Annotated in this window: 16 protein-coding genes; 10 read left to right on the forward strand and 6 right to left on the reverse strand. The window is 58.2% G+C overall.

The genetic code is table 11. The features are described from left to right. Positions 1 to 8 precede the first annotated feature (8 nt). The 4 genes from AC13CY_RS17100 to sstT all read right to left on the reverse strand — a co-directional run bounded on the left by AC13CY_RS17100 (position 9) and on the right by sstT (position 2906). Entirely contained in the window at positions 9 to 344 is a 336-nt protein-coding gene (locus AC13CY_RS17100; protein WP_074210234.1) for an AzlD domain-containing protein, read from the reverse strand. Then, complete coding sequence (locus tag AC13CY_RS17105; protein ID WP_074210235.1) at positions 341 to 1081, reverse strand: AzlC family ABC transporter permease; 741 nt, start codon at positions 1079 to 1081, stop codon at positions 341 to 343. The genes AC13CY_RS17100 and AC13CY_RS17105 overlap by 4 nt, the downstream gene beginning before the upstream one ends. Beyond that, positions 1078 to 1608, reverse strand: a complete 531-nt coding sequence (locus tag AC13CY_RS17110; protein WP_089675893.1) for a helix-turn-helix domain-containing protein — start codon at positions 1606 to 1608, stop codon at positions 1078 to 1080. The genes AC13CY_RS17105 and AC13CY_RS17110 overlap by 4 nt, the downstream gene beginning before the upstream one ends. 80 nt (positions 1609 to 1688) lie before the next feature. Further along, positions 1689 to 2906, reverse strand: a complete 1218-nt coding sequence (gene sstT / locus AC13CY_RS17115; RefSeq protein WP_089675894.1) for a serine/threonine transporter SstT — start codon at positions 2904 to 2906, stop codon at positions 1689 to 1691. 231 nt (positions 2907 to 3137) lie between these two features. Here sstT and AC13CY_RS17120 point away from each other — a divergent pair, with 231 nt between their 5' ends. From AC13CY_RS17120 to AC13CY_RS17145, 6 genes are all read left to right on the forward strand, one after another. Further along, on the forward strand, positions 3138 to 3467 hold the full coding sequence (locus AC13CY_RS17120) for a hypothetical protein (protein WP_089675895.1): 330 nt from the start codon (positions 3138 to 3140) through the stop codon (positions 3465 to 3467). Positions 3468 to 3808: 341 nt separating this feature from the next. Then, the gene (locus tag AC13CY_RS17125) at positions 3809 to 5452 is read left to right on the forward strand and encodes an SLC13 family permease (RefSeq protein ID WP_483052832.1); all 1644 of its coding nucleotides are present in this window, start codon (positions 3809 to 3811) and stop codon (positions 5450 to 5452) included. A 109-nt stretch (positions 5453 to 5561) separates the two neighbouring features. Further along, the gene (locus AC13CY_RS17130; protein WP_273423342.1) at positions 5562 to 6710 is read left to right on the forward strand and encodes a metallophosphoesterase family protein; all 1149 of its coding nucleotides are present in this window, start codon (positions 5562 to 5564) and stop codon (positions 6708 to 6710) included. Beyond that, complete coding sequence (locus tag AC13CY_RS17135; protein WP_287837238.1) at positions 6707 to 9772, forward strand: AAA family ATPase; 3066 nt, start codon at positions 6707 to 6709, stop codon at positions 9770 to 9772. The genes AC13CY_RS17130 and AC13CY_RS17135 overlap by 4 nt, the downstream gene beginning before the upstream one ends. Before the next feature lie 109 nt (positions 9773 to 9881). After that, on the forward strand, positions 9882 to 10610 hold the full coding sequence (locus AC13CY_RS17140) for a tellurite resistance TerB family protein (protein WP_044629516.1): 729 nt from the start codon (positions 9882 to 9884) through the stop codon (positions 10608 to 10610). Then, positions 10610 to 11089 carry a phosphatidylglycerophosphatase A family protein gene (locus AC13CY_RS17145; RefSeq protein WP_172514779.1) on the forward strand — a complete coding sequence of 160 codons (480 nt, stop codon included), beginning with the start codon at positions 10610 to 10612 and terminating at the stop codon, positions 11087 to 11089. Before AC13CY_RS17140 ends, AC13CY_RS17145 begins: the two co-directional genes overlap by 1 nt. A gap of 103 nt (positions 11090 to 11192) precedes the next feature. Here AC13CY_RS17145 and AC13CY_RS17150 read toward each other — a convergent pair whose 3' ends face one another. Both AC13CY_RS17150 and AC13CY_RS17155 read right to left on the reverse strand, forming a co-directional pair. Further along, entirely contained in the window at positions 11193 to 12575 is a 1383-nt protein-coding gene (locus AC13CY_RS17150) for an NAD-dependent succinate-semialdehyde dehydrogenase (RefSeq protein WP_074210242.1), read from the reverse strand. 254 nt (positions 12576 to 12829) lie between these two features. Beyond that, entirely contained in the window at positions 12830 to 13738 is a 909-nt protein-coding gene (locus tag AC13CY_RS17155; protein WP_172514778.1) for a LysR family transcriptional regulator, read from the reverse strand. 138 nt (positions 13739 to 13876) lie between these two features. On the opposite strand from AC13CY_RS17155, the gene AC13CY_RS17160 reads away from it, so the two are divergent. The 4 genes from AC13CY_RS17160 (at position 13877) to AC13CY_RS17175 (ending at position 19508) form a co-directional block, all read left to right on the forward strand. Continuing rightward, positions 13877 to 15388, forward strand: coding sequence for a CoA-acylating methylmalonate-semialdehyde dehydrogenase (locus AC13CY_RS17160; protein WP_074210244.1), 1512 nt, complete (start codon positions 13877 to 13879; stop codon positions 15386 to 15388). A 27-nt stretch (positions 15389 to 15415) separates the two neighbouring features. Beyond that, a complete protein-coding gene (locus AC13CY_RS17165; RefSeq protein ID WP_172514777.1) occupies positions 15416 to 17095 on the forward strand; it encodes a GMC family oxidoreductase in 1680 nt (559 codons plus the stop codon). Between the two features lie 190 nt (positions 17096 to 17285). Continuing rightward, the gene (locus AC13CY_RS17170; RefSeq protein ID WP_054641278.1) at positions 17286 to 17492 is read left to right on the forward strand and encodes a cold-shock protein; all 207 of its coding nucleotides are present in this window, start codon (positions 17286 to 17288) and stop codon (positions 17490 to 17492) included. Between the two features lie 246 nt (positions 17493 to 17738). Continuing rightward, positions 17739 to 19508, forward strand: a complete 1770-nt coding sequence (locus AC13CY_RS17175) for an SLC13 family permease (protein ID WP_172514776.1) — start codon at positions 17739 to 17741, stop codon at positions 19506 to 19508. Positions 19509 to 19532 lie beyond the last annotated feature (24 nt).

Here is a 19532-nt window from a genome sequence, read left to right on the forward strand (position 1 = left end):
AAGCATTATCAAATAAGGGCTGCCACTACCTCCACCGCCCCAAATACCCCCACCCCGGCGGCCACCGGCCAGCCCAGTGAGCGCAGGCGACGCCACACCAACAGCGTAACGCTCAGGCCAATCGCGGTGGCCAACCAAGAGACAGGGCTGGGGTTGACGGGCACAATCGAGACGCCCAACACGGCGGCAATCATCATGGGGCCCAGAATCACCAGCCATTGGGGCATGGCGTTCATTCCCGTTGCGCTGCCCAACCGCCGCTGCATCCATAAAAAGGGCCCCACCCGCATAAGCAGCGTGCCGAGTGCGCAGATAATGACGGCGATCCACATGGTGCTGCTCATGGGCGGCTCCTCCGTGGTTGGAACGTGACCGTGTAGAAGCACAGCGCGCCGCAGGCGGCGGCCAGTGGAATGGCCACGTTGCTCCATCCGGCCAGGTTCAACCCCAGCGCGGCAAGAATGGTACATAGCATGGCGGCGGCCCAGCGCTTGTCGGTAAAGCGCGGTGCCACCATGGTGAGAAACAGCGCGGGGAGGGCGAAGGGCATAATCTCACCCAGTAGCGGCCAGCGGGCGGTGACCGCTTCGCCGCCGGTCGCACCCACTGCCGTGCCGATAATCCACACCCCCCACGCCAGCAGCGAGGCGCCAACAAACCAGCTAAACCGCTTGAATTCCGGTAGCTGGGGGAGCCGTGTGAGCGCCAAGGCAAAGACTTGATCGGTCAGGCCGTGCATTAGCCAAGGCCAGTGGCGGCTGCGGGGCAGCAGCGCGGCCAAGTTGGGGCCGTACACCACGTGGCGCACGTTGATGAGTAGCGTCATGGCCACCACCAGCCATAGCGGCGCACCAGCGGCAATCATGCCCACGAACAGAAACTGCGAGGCACCCGCGTAGATCAGCGCTGAAATGGCGGCCGCTTCCCAAGTGGTAAAACCGGCCTGCGTCGCGACCAAACCAAACGAGAGCGCGACCGGAATATAGCCGCCTAACAACGGAATTGCTTCACGCACGCCCTGTAAGGCAGAGCGCAGCGGTGAGTGGTTGGCGTGCACCGTGTGATCGGCTGGCTGGCTCATGGTGGGGTCCCTTCTTGGCCGTAGGTGACGGTGAGTAGCAGGGTGGCTTCATCGGTGTGCGTACGGTACAGGTGCGGCTGGTCGGCCTGAAAGGTGATGCTTTCGCCAGGGGTGAGCGTGGTGGTCGCACCCTCTGGGCCTACTTCTAACCATCCGCTAATGAGCGTCAGCGTTTCCCGCGTGCCCAGGGTATGGGCCTCGGCGTGGCGCAGCGTATTGGGCGCGCAGCGCATCCAGTAGGCATCCACCTGTGGCACGCCCTTACCCTGGTCGATCAACTGTACCTGCACGCCATCCTCACCGAGCGGTACGCTGATCGGTGCCACCAGGGTGCCAAACGGAACGTTGAGTTGGACGGCCAGCCGCCAAATGGTGTCTAGCGTGGGGTTACCGTTGCCCTGTTCTAAGCGGCATAGGTTGGATTTCGCGATGCCCGCCGCGTTGGCAAGTTGCGAGAGCGATAAATCCTGCGCTTTACGAAGGGCTTGGAGGTGTTGGCCTAGCGTAACAAGAGAGTGCTCGTTCATGGTGATTGCCCGTTGTTCCTTTTATGGAACGTTCTATATAAGGAACAGCGATCTGTCAATCGACGAGCCACAAAGGAGCGTTAATCAGGCTTACGCGCTCGACAGGCGGCGGCGGTAAACAGCACATCGGTGGAGGAGTTGAGCGCCGTTTCGGTAGAGTCTTGCACCACGCTAATCACAAAGCCAATGGCGACGGCCTGCATGGCCACTTCGGTCGGAATGCCGAACAGGCTGGCGGCCATGGGAATCAGCATCAACGAACCGCCCGCCACGCCAGACACACCGCAGGCCGCCAGAGCCGATACGATGCAGAGCAGCAGCGCGGAGGGGAAATCCACGCTAATTCCCAGGGTGTGCGTAGTCGCCAGCGTAATCACGGTAATGGTGATCGCCGCCCCGCACATATTGATGGTGGCACCTAACGGAATGGAGATCGCGTAGGTGTCGGCATCCAGGTCCAAGCGGCGGCAAAGCTCCAGGTTGACCGGAATGTTGGCCGCCGAGCTGCGAGTGAAAAACGCCGTAATGGCGCTGCCCCGTAGGCAGGTAAACACCAGCGGGTAAGGATTTTGGCGGGTAGCCAAGTAGACCAATAGCGGGTTACTTACTAGCGCGACGAACAGCATACAGCCAACGATCACCCCCAATAGCTGGGCGTAGTTAAGCAGTGCCTGCACGCCAGACTCCGCCAGCGTACCGGCCACCAAGCCGAAAATACCCAGTGGGGCTAAGCGAATTACCAGCGTGACAATACGCGTAATGGCGGCGGATAAGTCGCTCAGCGCTTGGCGAGTCGTGTCGCTGGCCTGGCGAAGTGTCAACCCCAAGCCAATGGCCCAGGCCAGAATGGCGATGAAATTGGCGTCCATCAGAGCCGTCACAGGGTTCGCCACCGCGTTGAGCAGTAAGTCACGCAGCACGGTAAAAATATCGCTCGGCGGGTTGCCGTCGACTTGTCCCGTATCCAAGGCCAGCTCCGTGGGAAGTGCGAAGCTTGCGGCTACGGCAATCAACGCGGCAATCAGCGTACCTGCGACGTAGAGTAAGAGCACCGAGCGAATATGTGTCGGCTGGCCCGCCTGATGGGCGGCAATGGCCGCCGCCACCAGCACGAAGACCAAAATAGGCGCCACGGCCTGCAGCGCGGCAATGAAAAGCTGCCCGAGAAGGGCTACATCGCTGGCTATGTCGGGTACGAGTAGGGCCAACAGCACCCCAGCGACAATACCGATGACGATTTGAGGAATAAGCCCCAGCCGTAACAAGGGTCGAAAAACGGTGGTAGCGGTGGCAATCATTGCGTGACTCTCAGGTAGTAAAAGGGGGAAGCGATGCGGCGGTAAGCGCCACCGCGCCTGAAAGGGGCAGCATTCTATCAGTTGAGGGCTTCTCTGGGGTGGGTGTGCCACAAATCGGCACTCGCTGTCACAGAAATGAGCGCCAGACTATACTTCGCTTGCTGCGGGGCATCATCGCAGCGTGGCTTTAGTGCTACTTCCCGCCTATTCCAAAAGAAGAAGGAACGTTGCATGCGTATGAAGGTGTTTTTCGCGGCACTATTGATGCTGTGTAGCTCGTCGCTGGTCATGGCGGCCGACTACTACGTCGATATCACCAACCGTACTGGCTACACCATTTACTATATGTACGTGAGCCCGGAGGATTCGAAAAGTTGGGAGGAGGACGTGCTGGGCAGCGACGTGTTGATGAATGGGGATACCCAGCGCGTGACGCTAACGGGGTATAAAAGTCCCTTATTCGATATTCGCTTGGTCGACGAGGACGATGACAGCTATACCTTCTGGAACGTCGATGTTTCTACCCGGGATATCGTGGTAACGCTGGATAATCTGGACTAATAACGGGCAAGCGGCTTGCAACCCATTGGGAAGCAAGCCGTTTTGCTATCAGCATGTTCTGCGTGCTTATTGCGCTACAGATTAAGCACTGGAATCACTGAAAACAAAGCCAAGCAAACTCATCTACGAAGACTAATCGACAACAATTATTTCGACTAAAGTGGTTAGACTTTGGTTGTAATTGCCGCCAATTTACTGGACTAATGGCCTATTGCAGTGAATAAAGGGCACCCTAAAAGCCAGCGGCGCTGGCGAAAAATGCCATAGGGACAGCTAAGTCCTGAGCCCTTTCGTTCACCCTGACTGCGAGCGGTACTTCCATAATGCGCAGAACTGCCACGATGACGCTGTGGGATCAGCTTTGGCACTCCCATGACCAAGTTAAAAATCTCCTGATGTGTGCGTTGCCGACCTCAAGTGCTGGAGGCTCCTCATCCCGAAGTGACTCCCATAAGACCCAGGGCAGCGGCGGCCATTCGCCTCGTCCGCCCGCGTATAGTACGGCACAGAAAATCGGCTTGGTGCTGGGCCCTTTGCTGTTTGCTTTGGTCGTGATGTTTTTCCACCCCGCCGACTTGAGCTTCGAAGGGCGCATGGTGCTGGCAACTACTTTATGGGTGGCGGTGTGGTGGATTACCGAGGCCATTCCTATCCCGGTGACGTCACTGCTGCCGATTATTCTGCTGCCGATTACCGGAGTGCTGGAGAGCAGTGCCGTAACGGCGGCGTACGGTAACCCAATTATTTTCCTATTCCTGGGCGGCTTTATGATCGCCTTGGCAATGGAGAAGTGGGATCTGCACAAGCGCATCGCGCTGTCGATTATCTCCTTGCTAGGCACCAGCATTAACAGCATCGTGTTTGGCTTTATGGCGGCCACGGGCTTCTTGTCCATGTGGGTATCCAATACCGCTGCCGTCATGATGATGCTGCCCATTGGTTCCGCCATTGTCTACCAGGTGACCCAGGAGCTGAATAAAACCGAAGGAGATCACAGAGACGAGATTGATAAGTTCAGTAAGTCGCTGATTTTTGGCGTGGGCTACGGGGGCACCATAGGCGGTTTGGGCACGCTCATTGGCACGCCGCCGAACATTATCCTGGCGGCGATCGTGAACGAGCTGTTCGGTGTCGAGATTTCGTTCGCGGGCTGGCTGATGTTTGCCTTCCCGGTGGTAGTGACGCTGCTGGTGATTGGCTGGGTGATGCTCACACGCTTTATTTATCCGATCAAGCTCGCCAAATTGCCGGGCGGCCGAGCGCTGATCCGCAAAGAAAAAGAAGCGCTGGGCAAGATCACCTTCGAAGAGAAGGCGGTGCTCGGTGTGTTCCTGTTTGCCGCGTTTTTCTGGATTACCCGCTCGTTCCTATGGCAGGGGCAGATCCTGACGATCCCCGGCATTAACGACACCATGATTGCGATTACCGCTGCCGTGGCGCTGTTTCTCATTCCTTCTCCCAACAAAGGCGGCTGCCTGCTGGGGTGGGATGTGGCCAAAGACGTACCGTGGGGCATCTTGCTGCTGTTTGGCGGTGGCTTGGCGATTGCGGCGGGCTTTGGCTCGTCGGGTCTGGCTTCCTGGATTGGCGGCCAAATGAGCGTGCTGGAAGGCGTCAACTTCCTGCTGGTGATTCTGCTGGCGGCCGGCATGGTACTGTTCCTGACCGAAATCACCTCCAACACAGCCACGGCCACCATGATCCTGCCGGTATTGGCGTCGCTGGCGCTGGCACTTGATATTCATCCGTTCGTGCTGATGGTGCCAGCGGCCATGGCGGCCAACTGCGCCTTTATGCTGCCAGTGGGCACGCCGCCCAATGCGATCATCTTCTCCACGGGTAAAATCAAAATCATCGAGATGGTGCGCAACGGTTTCTGGCTCAACATCATTGCGATGCTGTTGATCGTGGCCGCGGTCTACTTCCTGCTGCCGATGCTGTGGGGCGTGGATCTCACCACCTACCCGGATGCGTTTAGAGACTAACCCGCGACGTGTTCCGCATTAATCGCCCCGCCTCGTGCGGGGCTTTTTCATGGGTGAAACGCAGGCGCGGTTGCTATGATGACCGCACACTTTTTTCATCGAGCCTGTCATGCGATTACTTCATACCGCCGATTGGCATTTAGGGCGGCTATTTCACAACCTTTCCCTGCTGGATGACCAGCGTCATGTGTTGCAGCAGTTGCTGGAGATCATCGACCGCGAGCAGGTGGATGCCGTGCTGGTCGCGGGCGATATTTACGACCGCTCGGTGCCACCCGCTGCGGCGGTCACGCTGCTGGATGAGATATTGGTCGAGCTGTGCGAGCAGCGCGGCCTGCCGGTCGTGATGATTTCCGGTAATCACGACGGTGCCGAGCGGCTGGGGTTTGGCGCGCGCCATTTGCGCCAAGCCGGGCTGCATATTCTCACTGACTTAGCCACTTGCGATCAGCCAGTCACGCTCACGATTGGCGATGACACGGTGGATGTGTTCGGCATCCCCTACGCGGACCCAGAGTACGTGCGCAGCGCGTTTGGCGTGGACGTGCGCGACTTCGATAGCGCCCACCGCTACCTGCTGGAGCGCATTGAGGCACAGCGCCAGCCGGGCCGCCCGACGCTACTGATGAGCCACTGTTTTGTGGATGGCGGCACCTCCAGCGACTCCGAGCGCCCGCTCACCCTAGGCGGTGCCGAAAGCGTGGCGTGGGAACCCATGCAGAGTTTCGACTACGTGGCGTTGGGCCATCTGCACGGCCCCCAGATTCGCGGTGGGGAGCACATTCGCTATAGCGGCTCGCTGCTGAAGTACAGCTTTTCCGAAGCCACCCAGCGCAAAGGCGTCACCCTTGTTGAGGTGGGCAGCGAAGGTGTCACTCAAATAGCCCACCATCCGCTGCTGCCCCGCCGGGACGTGCGCGTGCTGGAAGGTGAGCTGGCTCAGCTGCTGGCCCAAGGGGCCGCTGACCCCCACGCCGATGACTATCTGCTGGTGCGCCTCACCGACCGCCACGCCATTCTCGACCCCATGGGTAAGCTGCGGGCGGTGTACCCCAACGTGCTGCACCTGGAAAAGCCCGGCATGCTGGAAGCAAAAGGCCGCCAACAGCTAGGCCGCGAGCGGCTTGCGTTCAGCGCGCTGGATATGTTCAGCGACTTCTTCACTCAAACCAGCGGCGAGCCAATGAGCGACGCCCAGGCCCGTGCCATGGGCGAGTTGATCACCACCCTGAGTCGCGAGCAGGGGGGCCAAGCATGACGCCATTAACGCTGACCATGCAGGCCTTTGGCCCCTTTGCCGGTAGCGAAACCATCGACTTCACCGCGCTGGGCAGAAGCCCGCTGTTTCTGATTAACGGCCCCACCGGCGCGGGTAAAAGCTCGATCCTCGATGCGATTTGTTTTGCTTTGTACGGCCAAACCACCGGCAACGAGCGGGACGCCGTTCAAATGCGCTGCGATCAGGCGGATGCCTCTCTGCTCACCGAAGTCAGCCTGACGTTTCGCCTGCGTGATGTCATGTATCGGGTGCGCCGAGTGCCTCTGCAGGAGCGCCCCAAGGCCAGCGGCGAAGGCACAACGACACAAACCGCAGAAGCCCAGCTGTGGCGACTCACTCCGGAAGGCGAGGAGGACGAGTGCCTAGTGGCGCGTAAGGTCACCGACGCCACGGCGGAGCTGCAAGCGCTAATAGGCCTAGACGCCAATCAGTTTCGTCAGGTGATGGTGCTCCCCCAGGGTAAGTTCCGCGAACTGCTGCTGGCAGGCTCCAAAGAGCGCGAAGTCATTTTCTCCCAGCTGTTTCAAACCCAGGTGTTCCAGCGTATTGAAGAGCGCCTGCGCACTCAGGCTAATCAAATAGAGCGGGCGGTGAGCGATCATCGCCAGCATATCAATGGCATTCTTGCCGGGGGGGAGCTTGAGAGCGAAGCCGCGTTGGCGCAAGAGCTGGAAGCGCTGGTGCCACAGGTAGACCAAGCACGAGAAGGCTTTGAAACCGCGCAGCGAAAGCGCCGACTTGCCGAACAGCAGCGCGATGAGGCCCTGGCGCTACAGCGCCAATTTGAGGCGCGGGACGCGCTGGCAGCCGATAAAGCCCGTCATCTTGAGCAGCACGCTGAGGTAGACAATAGCCAAGCGCGGTTAGCGCAGAGTACCCATGCCCAGGCGCTGCGCCCCCAGAAAGTCGCTCTAGACCAAGCGCAGCAGGCGTTGGCTACCGCCCACGATGAGAAGCGCCAAGCAAACGCTGCGTTAATCACGCGGCATTCTCACGCTGAACAGGCACAGCAGGCGCTAGAGACGGCACGCCAGCAGCAGGCGGAGCTCCCCGTAATGAGGGAGCGGCACCGCCAGCTGGGCGAGTTTATCCAGAAAAGCCAGCAGCTCAGTGAACTGCAGGAGCACTTTCAAACAGCTCAGGCCGTTTGGCAACAGGCCAATGAGGCGCTTAAGCGCGATGAGCAGCAGCTAGATGGCATTCGCCAGCAAGGCGAAGCCATCGGAGTTCACCTGGAACGCTTGCAGAGTGAGTTTCAGCAACTGGCGAGCGCCCCCGCTGAGCTAACCCGCCATCACCACCTGCTAGCCCTGCGCCAAGAGCTGGATGAACTCACCCAGCGGCACCAGGCATTAACCACGCAACAGCTGCAGGCTAAAAACGCGCTCAGCCACCAGCAAGGCGAGACCAAGCGTGCCGAACGCTACGCCACTGAGCAGGAGATGCGCTGGCACCAGGGCCAGGCCGCGCTGTTAGCGCTGACCCTTGAACAGAATGCCCCCTGCCCGGTGTGTGGCAGCCTGGAACATCCCGCCCCAGCGATAAATCGCGCCGAGTTGGTCACCCAGGCACAGGTGGAAGAGGCCAGAGCGGCGCAAGAACAGGCCCGTCAAGCGCTACAACGGGCAGAGCGCCATCACCATCAGCTCACCCAACAGATCGATAGCCACGCAGAGCAGGCCCAGCGACTGAATCAGCAGTTAGGGGAGTGGGTGAGTCAACCGCTGTCTGCTTTGCAAAATGCCTATGAAGACCTGCGCCGCCAGGTGCAGCGCCGAGAGCGGGTTGAGGCCGAGATTCGCCAACAGACCGAAGCCCGGGACGCGCTGCGACGCGAGTGGGGCACGCTGGATAAACAGCTAAAAGCCCAGCGGCCTGAGGTGGAAAAGGCGAAAGAGCACGCGCTTCGCTTAGAGAGTCAGCGCGACCAGCTGAGCCAATCGCTGCCGGAAGACGCCCGTTATCCCGAAGCAATGCGCCAAACCCTGGCCGAGCTGGAGCAGCACATCGCCCAGCTTGAAAAAGCCTGGGAGAGCGCCCAGCAAGCGCTTTCGACTAGCCAGACCCAACTGGCGCGGGCGGAAGAGCAGTTACGCGGAGCGAACGAGCGGGTCGAGCGTAGCGAGCAGTCGCTTCAGCAGGCTCACGCCGAGTGGCAGTCCGCGCTGCAGGCTAGCCCCTTTGCTGATGAGGCGGAATATCAGGCCGCCCAACTGAATGATGCCCAGCGGCACGAGCTGACGCATCGGGTAGAGGCGTATCAACGCCGCTTGGCCGAGCTTGAGGGCGCGCTAGAGAATTACCAAACCCAGCTGGCGGAAAAAATACCGCCGGATCTTGCCGCACTGACTGCCCAGGCTGAAAGTGCACAGGCTCAAGAAAACAGCCAGCTAGAGGCGTGGCGGCAACTGGATGGGCGATTAACCACGCTGCAAAACATTCACCAAAAGCTGACGGCTGCCCACGCCTCCCAGGCGGAGCTGGAAGCCCAATACCAGCTGTGGGGCACGCTGAGCGACGTCGCCAATGGCCGCACCGGCCATCGCATTAGCCTGCAGCGCTTCGTACTGGGCGTGCTGCTGGATGATGTGTTGATTCAAGCGTCTGAGCGTTTGGTGCGCATGAGCCGTGGGCGATACCAGTTGGTGCGCCGGGAAGACCCCTCTAAAGGCAATAAAGCGTCTGGCCTTGAGCTGGACGTGGCTGATACCTACACCGGCAAAAATCGCCCGGTGGCCACGCTCTCTGGTGGGGAGTCGTTTATGGCGGCGCTGTCGCTGGCGCTGGGGCTTTCCGATGTGGTGCAGGCCTACGCGGGCGGTATTCAGCTCGATACGCTATTCATAGATGAAGGCTTTGGCAGCCTGGACCAAGACGCCTTGGATCAAGCCATTGCCATGCTGAGCGAGCTGCAAATGAGTGGCCGCATGATTGGGATTATTTCCCACGTCAGCGAACTCAAAGAGCAGATGCCGGTTCGTATTGAGGTGAGCGCTAGCCGTCATGGCAGTTCGGTCGAGGTGAAAGGGGCGCTGAGCTAAGCGCTAGCGCAAGGTTAATTCATGCTGCATTCATGTAGCATACGCTATAACAAGGGTTAAACGACCCGCGTTCGACCCGTCGAATGAATGTCTATTGAGGAGTGCGAGGATGAATGCAAGCAAAATTCTGCAGCAGCTGATGAGCCAGGCCAGTGGTAGCAAAGGCAGCAGCGGCGGCATGGATGTCAAAGGCGTGATTGATGGGCTCTCCCGCCATTTAGGCGGTAATAGCAGCCAAGGTACGCGTCAAAGCAGCGGTTCCAGCGGTTTTGATGTGAAAAGCCTGCTGGGCGGCGGTGCCCTGGGCATGCTGGTGGGTTCAAAACGTGGCCGCAGCATGGGCGGTAAAGCGTTGAAATATGGCGCGATTGCGGGTGTAGGCATGCTGGCGTGGAAAGCGTGGCAAAGCTCTCAGGAAAAGAAAGGAGCGGCGACCCAATCCTCATCAGAAGGCGAGCGTGTCGAGGTGTTAAGCGGCGAGGTTCAAGAGCGCCGCAGCCTGGAACTGCTGCAGGCCATGATCATGGCCGCACGGGCGGATGGTCATATCGATGAGCAGGAGCAGGCGCTAATCACCGATCAGATTGATGCCTTAGGCGCGGATCAGGAGATGCACCGCTGGGTGGAACAGCAGCTAAAAGCGCCGCTGGATGCTCAGGCTCTCGCCCGTGAAGCGGATTCCCCCCAGGCGGCCCGCGAGATGTACCTGATCAGCGTGGCAGTGATTGACGACCAAAACCCCATGGAGCGGGCTTGGCTGGATCAACTCGCCAGCGCGCTAAACCTAACGCCAGAAATGGCGGCAGAGCTCGAGCGTCAGGCACAGCAGGCTGGCTAATGCTCGATACGTTTAATTTTTGGCTAGCTACCGGCTTTGGGCTGGGGCTAGCGCCCGTTGCGCCAGGCACTTTTGGTTCATTGATTGGCTTGCCACTGGCGTGGTGGCTCTTGGGCCGCTCAACCGGGCAGCAGGCGGTCATCATCGCGCTGATGCTGATAGCGGCCGTGCCGGTCTGTCATATCGCTGCGTGGCACTACGATGGTTTGGATCACGGTAGCATTGTCGCCGATGAGTACGTCGCCTTCCCTCTGGTAGTGCTGGGGCTAAAAGCCGCTCGCCATCCGCTGGTACTGGCCTTGGCGTTTGGCGTTTATCGCTTTTTTGATGCTTTAAAACCGCCGCCTATTCATTTAGCGGAGTATGTCACCGGTGGGTTGGGCATTGTGTTGGATGACGTGATTGCCGCGCTGGTAAGCTGGCTGGTGGTCGCGCTGATAGTGACGCTATGGCAGCGTCGGCAGCAGAAAATCGTCTAACGCCACTTTTAAAATACGCTACCCATAAAAACGCCGCAGGTCATAAACGACACTGCGGCGTTTTTATGGATTAGCCCATCGTAAGCCGATGGGCTTGGCGATGTTAGCTTTGCACCACAATCACCGATTTAATGTTGACGAACTCGTGCATACCAAAGCCGCCGTGCTCACGGCCATAGCCGGAATCCTTCACGCCGCCAAACGGCATTTCAGGCGTTGCCACACCAAAGCCGTTGATAAACACCATGCCGGTATCGAAATACTTGCTGGCAAGCTCGGTGGCGCGCTTCACGTCTTTGGAGATGATGCCGCCGCCCAAGCCGTAGCGGCTGTCGTTGGCGATGCGCATGGCGTCTTCATCATCTTTGGCACGAATCAACGCGGCAACCGGGCCAAACAGCTCGTCGTCATAGGCGGGCTGGCCGGGGGTGACGTTATCCAGCACGGTGACCGGGTAGAATGCCCCTTTACCTTCTGGTTTTTCGCCGCCGCAGAGGATTTTTGCGCCTTTACGCACGCTCTCTTCCACCTGTTTGTGAAGGCCGTCACGAAGATCGACACGGGCCATCGGGCCTAGGTCGCTATCTTCTTTGGTCGGGTCGCCTGCTTTTAAGTCCTTCATGCGTGCCACGTAGCGCTCTTTAAACGCTTCGTAGTTCTTTTCGGTGACCACAAAGCGTTTTGCCGCTACGCAGGTTTGGCCGCCGTTAAACACGCGGCCAGTGACGCAGGTATCCACCGCCACGTCCAGGTCGGCATCGTCCAGCACCAAGTAGGCATCGTTGGAGCCTAGCTCTAGTACGGTCTTTTTCAGATGCTCGGCGGCTTTGGCGGCCACTTTGCGGCCAGCGCCGTCGCTGCCGGTCAGGGTCACACCACGCACGGCTTTATGGGCGATGATGGTGTCGGATACATCGTGTGAAATCACCAGCGTACGGAAAACGTTTTCCGGCAGGCCCGCTTCGCGGTAGATTTTTTCCAGCAGCAGGCCGCTGCCCGTCACGTTTTCAGCGTGTTTTAGCAGCACGCTGTTGCCCGCCATAATATTGGCGATGGAGTAACGCACCACTTGGTAAGCAGGGAAGTTCCACGGCTGAATGCCGTAAATCACGCCCATGGGGGAGTAGGTAACAATACCGCGCTCGCCGTTGCCGGGTTTGCGCTCTTCATCGGCCAGCTTGGTGGGGCCATGTTCGGCGGTGTAGTCACAAATGCCGACGCAGAGATCCACTTCCAGGCGCGCTTGCGAGGGCAGCTTACCCATCTCTTTGACCATCAGGTCGGTAAGCTCTTCTTTATGCGCGTTCATGGCTTCGCCAATCGCTTTCACCACCTTGGCGCGGTGCTCTAGCGGCTTGAGCCGCCAATCTAAAAACGCCTCATGACTGGCCTCGACTATCTGCTTGGCCTGGCTTTCATCCATCAGCGTGTAGGTCTCAAGCGTTTCGCCGGTGGTCGGGTTCACTGTCGTAATGGTGTTGCTCATAAGATCTCCTATCTTTAGATCAACGGGGCGCTCAATCAAGTAGAGCAGTCCTTTAGCCGACTGGTCTATTAATGCTGACTTTCTACCTTAGTAGAGAAATGGTGTTTTGCCCAAATGAATAATTAGCCATTTAATAACGCTCACGTTGGGGCAAGTCGCATAGGAAATCGTTCCATAAAAAAACGCCAAGGCGGATAAAGCGTCTTGGCGCTTTTGAGGGTAACGGAGAGGGTTACTTGTCAGGTTCCGCTTCCTTACAGCGACCTTAGACGATGCGGCCACACCGTATCGAGAGTGTCTAGTGCGGCTTTAATCGTGGGCTCGGTGGCGCGGTCGCTGCGCCAGATCAGGCTTAATGCGCAGGGCAGGCGAACGTTGTCCGCCACCGCCAAGCCGCTCTCTTGGCGTTCGGCCATGGCCAGCGCGTCTCGCGCTAGGCTCAGGCCCACGCCTGCTCTGACTAAATCCAGCATACACGCCTCTTGGTCGACCTGTGCAACACGGTTCGGAGTCGCGCCGCTTGCGGCCAGCGCCCGCTTAAGTAGTCGCGAATGCGCTGACACGGTGGGAGTTACAATCCAGGGTAGTTGCGCAAGCGCCTCCCAGCGGGTGTCGGTAAGTTTGGCTTCCCAGCCCGGCGGTGCCACCACGTGGTAGTGAAAGTGAGTTAACTCCCGCCACGCCAGGGCGCTATTGTCGGTACCTTCGCCGGGCGGGGCGAGAAAAAAGCCCACATCCAACTCCCCTTGCTCAACGCTGTCCAATACGCTGCCGCTCATGCCGTGGTGAAGCTCGGTTTCCAGCTGTGGCGCGCGGGCCATCAAGCGGCTGAGAAAATCGCCCAAGCGAATAAATTCCGGGTCAACAATGGTGCCAATGCGCAGCTTGCCCCGCAGCGTGCTGTGTAACGCGCTGGCGCTCTGCTCAAAGGCCAGCGCGCTGGCCAGGGCATTTTCAGCGGCCGGTAGCAAGGCGTAACCATCGGCAGTCAGCGTTAACCCTTGTGGGCGGCGGGTAAACAGCGTTAGGCCCAGATGCAGCTGTAGCTGCTTCAACTTTAGGCTAACCGCGGGCTGGGTCAGATGGAGCTGCTCGGCCGCCCTTGAGACGCTGCCGGTGTGGGCAACGGCCACAAAGGCCCGCAGCGTGGCGTACTCCTGCATGGTGGTGAACCTTCATTGTTGTGTTATTAGCAAAGCTTATATCTGGGTTAAAAATTACTCAATTGCTTGGCCTGTTAGGCGGGGTAGTCTAGTGATCATCCTCCGACCACTTAAGCTTTTGTTATAAAGGTAGCGACAATGACAACCAACGCCATCCATCATTTTATTAACGGCCAACGCAGCGAAGGCGCCTCCGGCAGCGCCCAGGATGTCTTCAACCCTGCCACTGGGCAGGTCACTGGCCGCGTTGCCCTGGCTTCGGCCGCCGATGTGGACACCGCGGTGCAGGCCGCCCAGGCGGCGTTTCCCGCTTGGGCCGATGCGCCGCCTATTCGCCGCGCTCGGGTAATGTTTAAATTCCTGGAGCTGCTGAACGCCAATAAAGATGCCCTGGCCGAAGCAATCACCAAAGAGCACGGCAAGGTATTTACCGATGCCCAGGGCGAAGTGGCACGGGGTATTGATATTGTCGAGTTTGCCTGCGGTATTCCCCAGCTATTAAAGGGTGATTACACCGAGCAGGTCAGCACCGGCATTGATAATTGGACCGTGCGTCAGCCGCTGGGCGTAGTGGCAGGTATTACGCCATTTAACTTCCCGGCAATGGTGCCGATGTGGATGTTCCCCATCGCCATTGCTGCCGGTAACACCTTTATTCTCAAGCCCAGCCCGCTGGACCCTAGCGCCTCGCTGATGATTGCTGACCTGTTAACGCAGGCAGGTCTACCCGATGGCGTGTTCAACGTGGTGCAGGGCGATAAAGACTCCGTCGAAGCACTGATTGACCACCCTCACGTTAAAGCGCTGTCGTTTGTCGGCTCAACGCCCATTGCCAACCTGATCTACGAGCGTGGCGCGAAGCACGGTAAGCGCGTACAGGCACTGGGTGGGGCGAAAAACCATATGGTGGTGATGCCAGACGCCCATCTGGATAAAGCGGTGGATGCGCTGATTGGTGCGGCCTACGGTAGTGCCGGCGAGCGCTGCATGGCGATTAGCGTGGCCGTGCTGGTAGGCGATGTGGCCGATAAAGTGGTGCCGATGCTCACCGAGCGTGCCAAGGCACTAAAAGTGAAAGATGGCATGCAGCTAGATGCGGAGATGGGGCCAATCGTGACCCGCCAGGCACACCAGCGGATTACCGGCTATATCGAAAAGGGCGTGGCAGAAGGCGCGCAGCTGATTGTGGATGGCCGTGAGTTTGATAGCACACAGGCAGGCGAGAACTGCGCCGATGGCTTCTGGATGGGCGGCACGCTGTTTGACCACGTCACACCAGAGATGACTATCTATAAAGAGGAGATATTTGGCCCTGTGCTGGTGTGCGTGCGCGTACCGGATGTGGCTACCGCCATCCAACTGATCAACGACCATGAGTTTGGTAATGGCGTGAGTTGTTTTACTGAAAGCGGCAGCGTTGCCCGCGAATTTGGCCGCCGTATTCAAGTAGGCATGGTCGGCATCAACGTACCGATTCCAGTGCCTATGGCGTGGCACGGTTTTGGCGGCTGGAAGCGCTCGCTGTTTGGCGATACTCACGCGTATGGCGAAGAGGGCGTGCGCTTCTACACCAAACAGAAGTCGATCATGCAGCGCTGGTCGGACTCCATCGATACGGGTGCTGAGTTTGTGATGCCGACGGCGAAGTAACGCCTGACCGTTACGGGAGCCAAGCCCATGCCAACAAATACAACCACTCATCCCACCGCAGAAGCATTTGATTATATCGTGATTGGCGCAGGCACCGCAGGGTGCCTGATGGCCAATCGGCTAAGCGCCGACCCTGCAAACAAAGTGCTGCTGATTGAAGCGGGTGGTCGGGATAACTACCACTGGATCCATATTCCAGTGGGCTACCTTTATTGCATCAATAACCCGCGCACCGACTGGCTGTTTCGTACTGAGCCGGACAAGGGGCTTAATGGCCGCTCGCTGATCTACCCCCGAGGTAAAACCCTGGGAGGCTGCTCCAGCATCAACGGCATGATCTACATGCGCGGCCAAGCGCGGGATTACAACCACTGGGCGGAGGTTACCGGTAGCGACGAGTGGCGCTGGGAGAACTGCCTGCCGGACTTTATCAAACACGAAAACCACTACCGGCTGGATGAAGGCAGCGACGGTGATGAGACTCACCGTGCTTTTCATGGCCATGGCGGCGAGTGGCGGGTCGAGAAGCAGCGCCTGAAATGGGAAGTGTTGGATGACTTTGCCGAAGCAGCGGTGCAGGCGGGAATTCCCCGCACCGACGACTTCAACCGGGGTAGTAATGAAGGGGTTGCCTATTTTGAGGTAAACCAACGTGACGGCTGGCGCTGGAATACCGCTAAGGCATTTTTGCGTAGCGCGCTAAAGCGCGACAACCTGACGCTTTGGCACTCTACCCAGGTGAATCGGCTCTGCTTTGATGAGGAGCAGCCAACGCTTCGTTGCACTGGGGTAGAAGTGGTGCGCAGCGGTAAGCCCCAGCGTGTTCAGGCGAGAAAAGAAGTGGTGCTGTGTGCGGGGGCCATTGGCTCGCCCCACCTTTTGCAGCTTTCGGGTATCGGGCCTGCTGAGCATCTACGCGAGCACGGCATTAAGGTAGTGCACGACCTGCCTGGGGTGGGCGAAAACCTGCAAGATCACCTCCAGATTCGCTCGGTATATCGTGTCAGTAATGCCAAAACGCTCAATGCTATTGCCAGTACGCTGTGGGGCAAGGCGGGGATTGGCTGGGAGTATGTGACTAAGCGCACCGGGCCGATGAGCATGGCGCCTTCTCAGCTTGGCGCGTTTACCCGCAGTTCTGACGATCAGCCGTATCCCAATATTCAGTATCACGTGCAGCCGCTCAGCCTAGAGGCGTTTGGGCAGCCGCTGCATCCGTATCCGGCCATTACCGCGAGCGTATGCAACCTGAATCCTACCAGCCGAGGAACGGTGCGTTTGAAAAGCGCCGACCCGCGTCAGGCACCGGCGATTTCGCCGAACTATCTCAGCACGCCGGAGGATCGCAAGGTGGCGGCTGATTCGCTACGGGTAACCCGGCGTATCGCCGAACAGCCTGCCTTCGCTAAATATTTGCCTGAAGAGGTAAAGCCGGGCGTTGAGTATCAAACCGATGACGAGCTAACGCGGCTAGCGGGAGATATTGGCACGACGATTTTTCACCCGGTCGGCACCACGCGGATGGGCAAACGTGATGACCCAATGGCGGTGGTGGATGAAAAACTGCGGGTGCGCGGGGTGGCGGGATTGCGGGTCGCGGACGCGGGCGTGATGCCTAGCATCACCAGTGGAAACACCAATTCGCCCACGTTAATGATCGCTGAAAAAGCCGCTGGATGGATTTTTAAAGAAAATTCATTGCATTGACATTTTTTTTCATCATAGTGTTGACGTGCGGCTTGGTTAAGCGCATGCTGAATGCAGTTGGTTAGCAAGTCGAACGTTGTCAGCAGTATCGAAACGCTCTAGCGTTGAGTCTGGTGAAAGTTTCTTGTTCTACCCACTGCAACTCGGGTATTACCCGGCTCTACATTAAGCTTTATCGAGGATTTCGATCATGGCAACTGGTACCGTTAAGTGGTTTAACGACACTAAAGGCTTCGGCTTCATTTCTCCGGACGACAATGGCGACGACCTGTTCGCGCACTTCTCCGAAATTCAAGCTGACGGCTTCAAAACTCTGCAAGACGGCCAGAAGGTTTCCTTCGACGTCACTCAGGGTAAAAAAGGCCTTCAGGCTTCCAACATCAAAGTTCTGGGTTAATTCCAGCTTGATGTTCGCCGCTAACATCTGATGTTAGTGAGCTAGAAAAACCCCGCCTCGAGCGGGGTTTTTGTTCGTGGATTATTATCTGCCCCACGCCCCACGCCCCACGCCCCACGCCTATATTCTATTTTGTTCTTACTGTGTTTCTAAAAATAACTTTTTAGAATATCTGCTAGGCGGCACAATGCCCCTCATATTGTTCGGTTATGTCAGTTGAGTGGGCTTGAGAAAGGATGTGGGGTTATGTCGCTGGATGCTTGGATTGCAGTAGGAGTCGTGCTGACTATCTTCCCGTTGATGGCGTTGTCACGCCTAGGGCCAGATATCATTTTAATGGGCGCGGTGGTGGTGCTGATGACGCTTGGCGTGATTGACCCACAGCAGGCGTTGGGTGGATTCTCTAATAGTGGCCTGTTTACTGTGGCGTTTATGTACGTGCTGGTGGCCAGTATTCGTGAAACGGGCGGTATCGATCTTATTATTCGCTACGTTCTGGGGCGGCCAACCAGCGAGCGCGGCGCGCTAACACGTCTATTGTTACCTGTGGCATCGCTCAGCGGTTTTCTCAATAACACCCCGGTGGTGGCGACGTATATTCCCGCCGTCATGAGCTGGAGCCGCCGTGTGCGGCTTTCCCCACAGCGCTTGCTCATGCCGCTGAGCTTTGCCTCTATTTTAGGCGGTACTATCACGCTATTTGGTACCAGCACTAACTTGGTAGTGCATGGGCTACTGATCGAGCGCTACCCTGATTTGGCCATGGGGTTATTCGACTTGGCGTGGGTAGGCATTCCGGTCGCGGTAGCGGGCTTGGCTTATCTTATTTTCCTTGCCCCGCGTTTATTACCCGCCCGTGGCGGCACGGCTAAAGCCTTTGCCAATCCTCGCGAGTTCACTATTGAAATGGAAGTAGACCCGGCAGGGGTACTGGTCGACCGCACGGTCGAAGAGGCGGGGCTGCGCCACTTGCAGGAGCTGTTCCTTGTCGAGATCGAGCGCGTCGGTAACGTGGTCAGCGTAGTTGGGCCAGGGGAGCAGCTCAAAGGTGGGGATCGTTTGGTGTTCGTGGGCACCTCGGATGCCGCTGTGGAGCTTCAGCAGATTCGTGGGCTGATCCCTTCTCGGGATGGCGCTTCTAGCCTAGAAAAAGAGTTCAAAGAGCGCCGTTTGGTCGAGGCGGTGGTCTCCAATCAATGCCAGTTTATTGGCCAGCGGATTCGTGACGGTCGATTTAGAACCCTATACGGCGCTGCTGTACTGGCGATTTGCCGCGGCGGCGAGCGCGTGACGGGGAACCTAGGCCAAGTGCGCTTGCAGCCCGCCGATGTATTGCTGTTAGAGGCACGCCCGCCGTTTATCGAGCGCCATCGGCAGTCTAAAGATTTCTTACTGATCAGCGAGCTAAACGGCTCTGCGCGGCCCATTCATGAGAAGGCCCCGCTGGCCTGGGGGATTTTGCTAGGTGCGGTGCTGCTGGCTGCGTTTGGTGTTCTGAGTATGCTTAATGCCGCCATGCTGGGGGCGGCGATGGCACTGCTGACCGGCTGCTGCACAGTGGGCGCGGCTAAGCGGGGCTTAGATACTCAGGTGTTATTAACCATTGCCGCCTCGTTTGGGGTGGGGGCAGCGTTACAGTCGTCAGGTGCAGCGGGTGCCATGGCAGGCAGCGTGCTGTCGTGGGTGGCGGGCAGCCCGTGGTTGCTGCTGATGGGTACCTACTGCGTGGTGGCGCTACTCACGGAGCTAGTGACCAACAACGCCGCGGCGGTGATTATTTTTCCGGTGGTCATGGCTGCTGCTGAAAGTCTCGGCGTGAGCCCCATGCCATTTGTGGTGTCTGTGATGTTTGCTGCCTCGGCCAGTTTTCTGACCCCGATCGGCTACCAAACCAACTTGATGGTGCATGGTCCTGGTGGCTATCGAGTCAGTGATTTTTTACGTGTTGGTGGTGGTTTAAACGTACTGACCGGTGTGATTGCGGTCACGCTGATTCCATTGGTGTGGCCGTTTTAAGCGGTTAATGTCTCGCTCCCCGCG

It is taken from the genome of Vreelandella sp. L-15 (genome assembly GCF_056857635.1).

Bases quoted from the DNA above. Each gene is read 5' to 3' on its own strand.
- AC13CY_RS17100 (WP_074210234.1), bottom strand. From the start codon at position 344: ATGAGCAGCACCATGTGGATCGCCGTCATTATCTGCGCACTCGGCACG.
- AC13CY_RS17105 (WP_074210235.1), bottom strand. From the start codon at position 1,081: ATGAGCCAGCCAGCCGATCACACGGTGCACGCCAACCACTCACCGCTG.
- AC13CY_RS17110 (WP_089675893.1), bottom strand. From the start codon at position 1,608: ATGAACGAGCACTCTCTTGTTACGCTAGGCCAACACCTCCAAGCCCTT.
- sstT (WP_089675894.1), bottom strand. From the start codon at position 2,906: ATGATTGCCACCGCTACCACCGTTTTTCGACCCTTGTTACGGCTGGGG.
- AC13CY_RS17120 (WP_089675895.1), top strand. From the start codon at position 3,138: ATGCGTATGAAGGTGTTTTTCGCGGCACTATTGATGCTGTGTAGCTCG.
- AC13CY_RS17125 (WP_483052832.1), top strand. From the start codon at position 3,809: ATGACGCTGTGGGATCAGCTTTGGCACTCCCATGACCAAGTTAAAAAT.
- AC13CY_RS17130 (WP_273423342.1), top strand. From the start codon at position 5,562: ATGCGATTACTTCATACCGCCGATTGGCATTTAGGGCGGCTATTTCAC.
- AC13CY_RS17135 (WP_287837238.1), top strand. From the start codon at position 6,707: ATGACGCCATTAACGCTGACCATGCAGGCCTTTGGCCCCTTTGCCGGT.
- AC13CY_RS17140 (WP_044629516.1), top strand. From the start codon at position 9,882: ATGAATGCAAGCAAAATTCTGCAGCAGCTGATGAGCCAGGCCAGTGGT.
- AC13CY_RS17145 (WP_172514779.1), top strand. From the start codon at position 10,610: ATGCTCGATACGTTTAATTTTTGGCTAGCTACCGGCTTTGGGCTGGGG.
- AC13CY_RS17150 (WP_074210242.1), bottom strand. From the start codon at position 12,575: ATGAGCAACACCATTACGACAGTGAACCCGACCACCGGCGAAACGCTT.
- AC13CY_RS17155 (WP_172514778.1), bottom strand. From the start codon at position 13,738: ATGCAGGAGTACGCCACGCTGCGGGCCTTTGTGGCCGTTGCCCACACC.
- AC13CY_RS17160 (WP_074210244.1), top strand. From the start codon at position 13,877: ATGACAACCAACGCCATCCATCATTTTATTAACGGCCAACGCAGCGAA.
- AC13CY_RS17165 (WP_172514777.1), top strand. From the start codon at position 15,416: ATGCCAACAAATACAACCACTCATCCCACCGCAGAAGCATTTGATTAT.
- AC13CY_RS17170 (WP_054641278.1), top strand. From the start codon at position 17,286: ATGGCAACTGGTACCGTTAAGTGGTTTAACGACACTAAAGGCTTCGGC.
- AC13CY_RS17175 (WP_172514776.1), top strand. From the start codon at position 17,739: ATGTCGCTGGATGCTTGGATTGCAGTAGGAGTCGTGCTGACTATCTTC.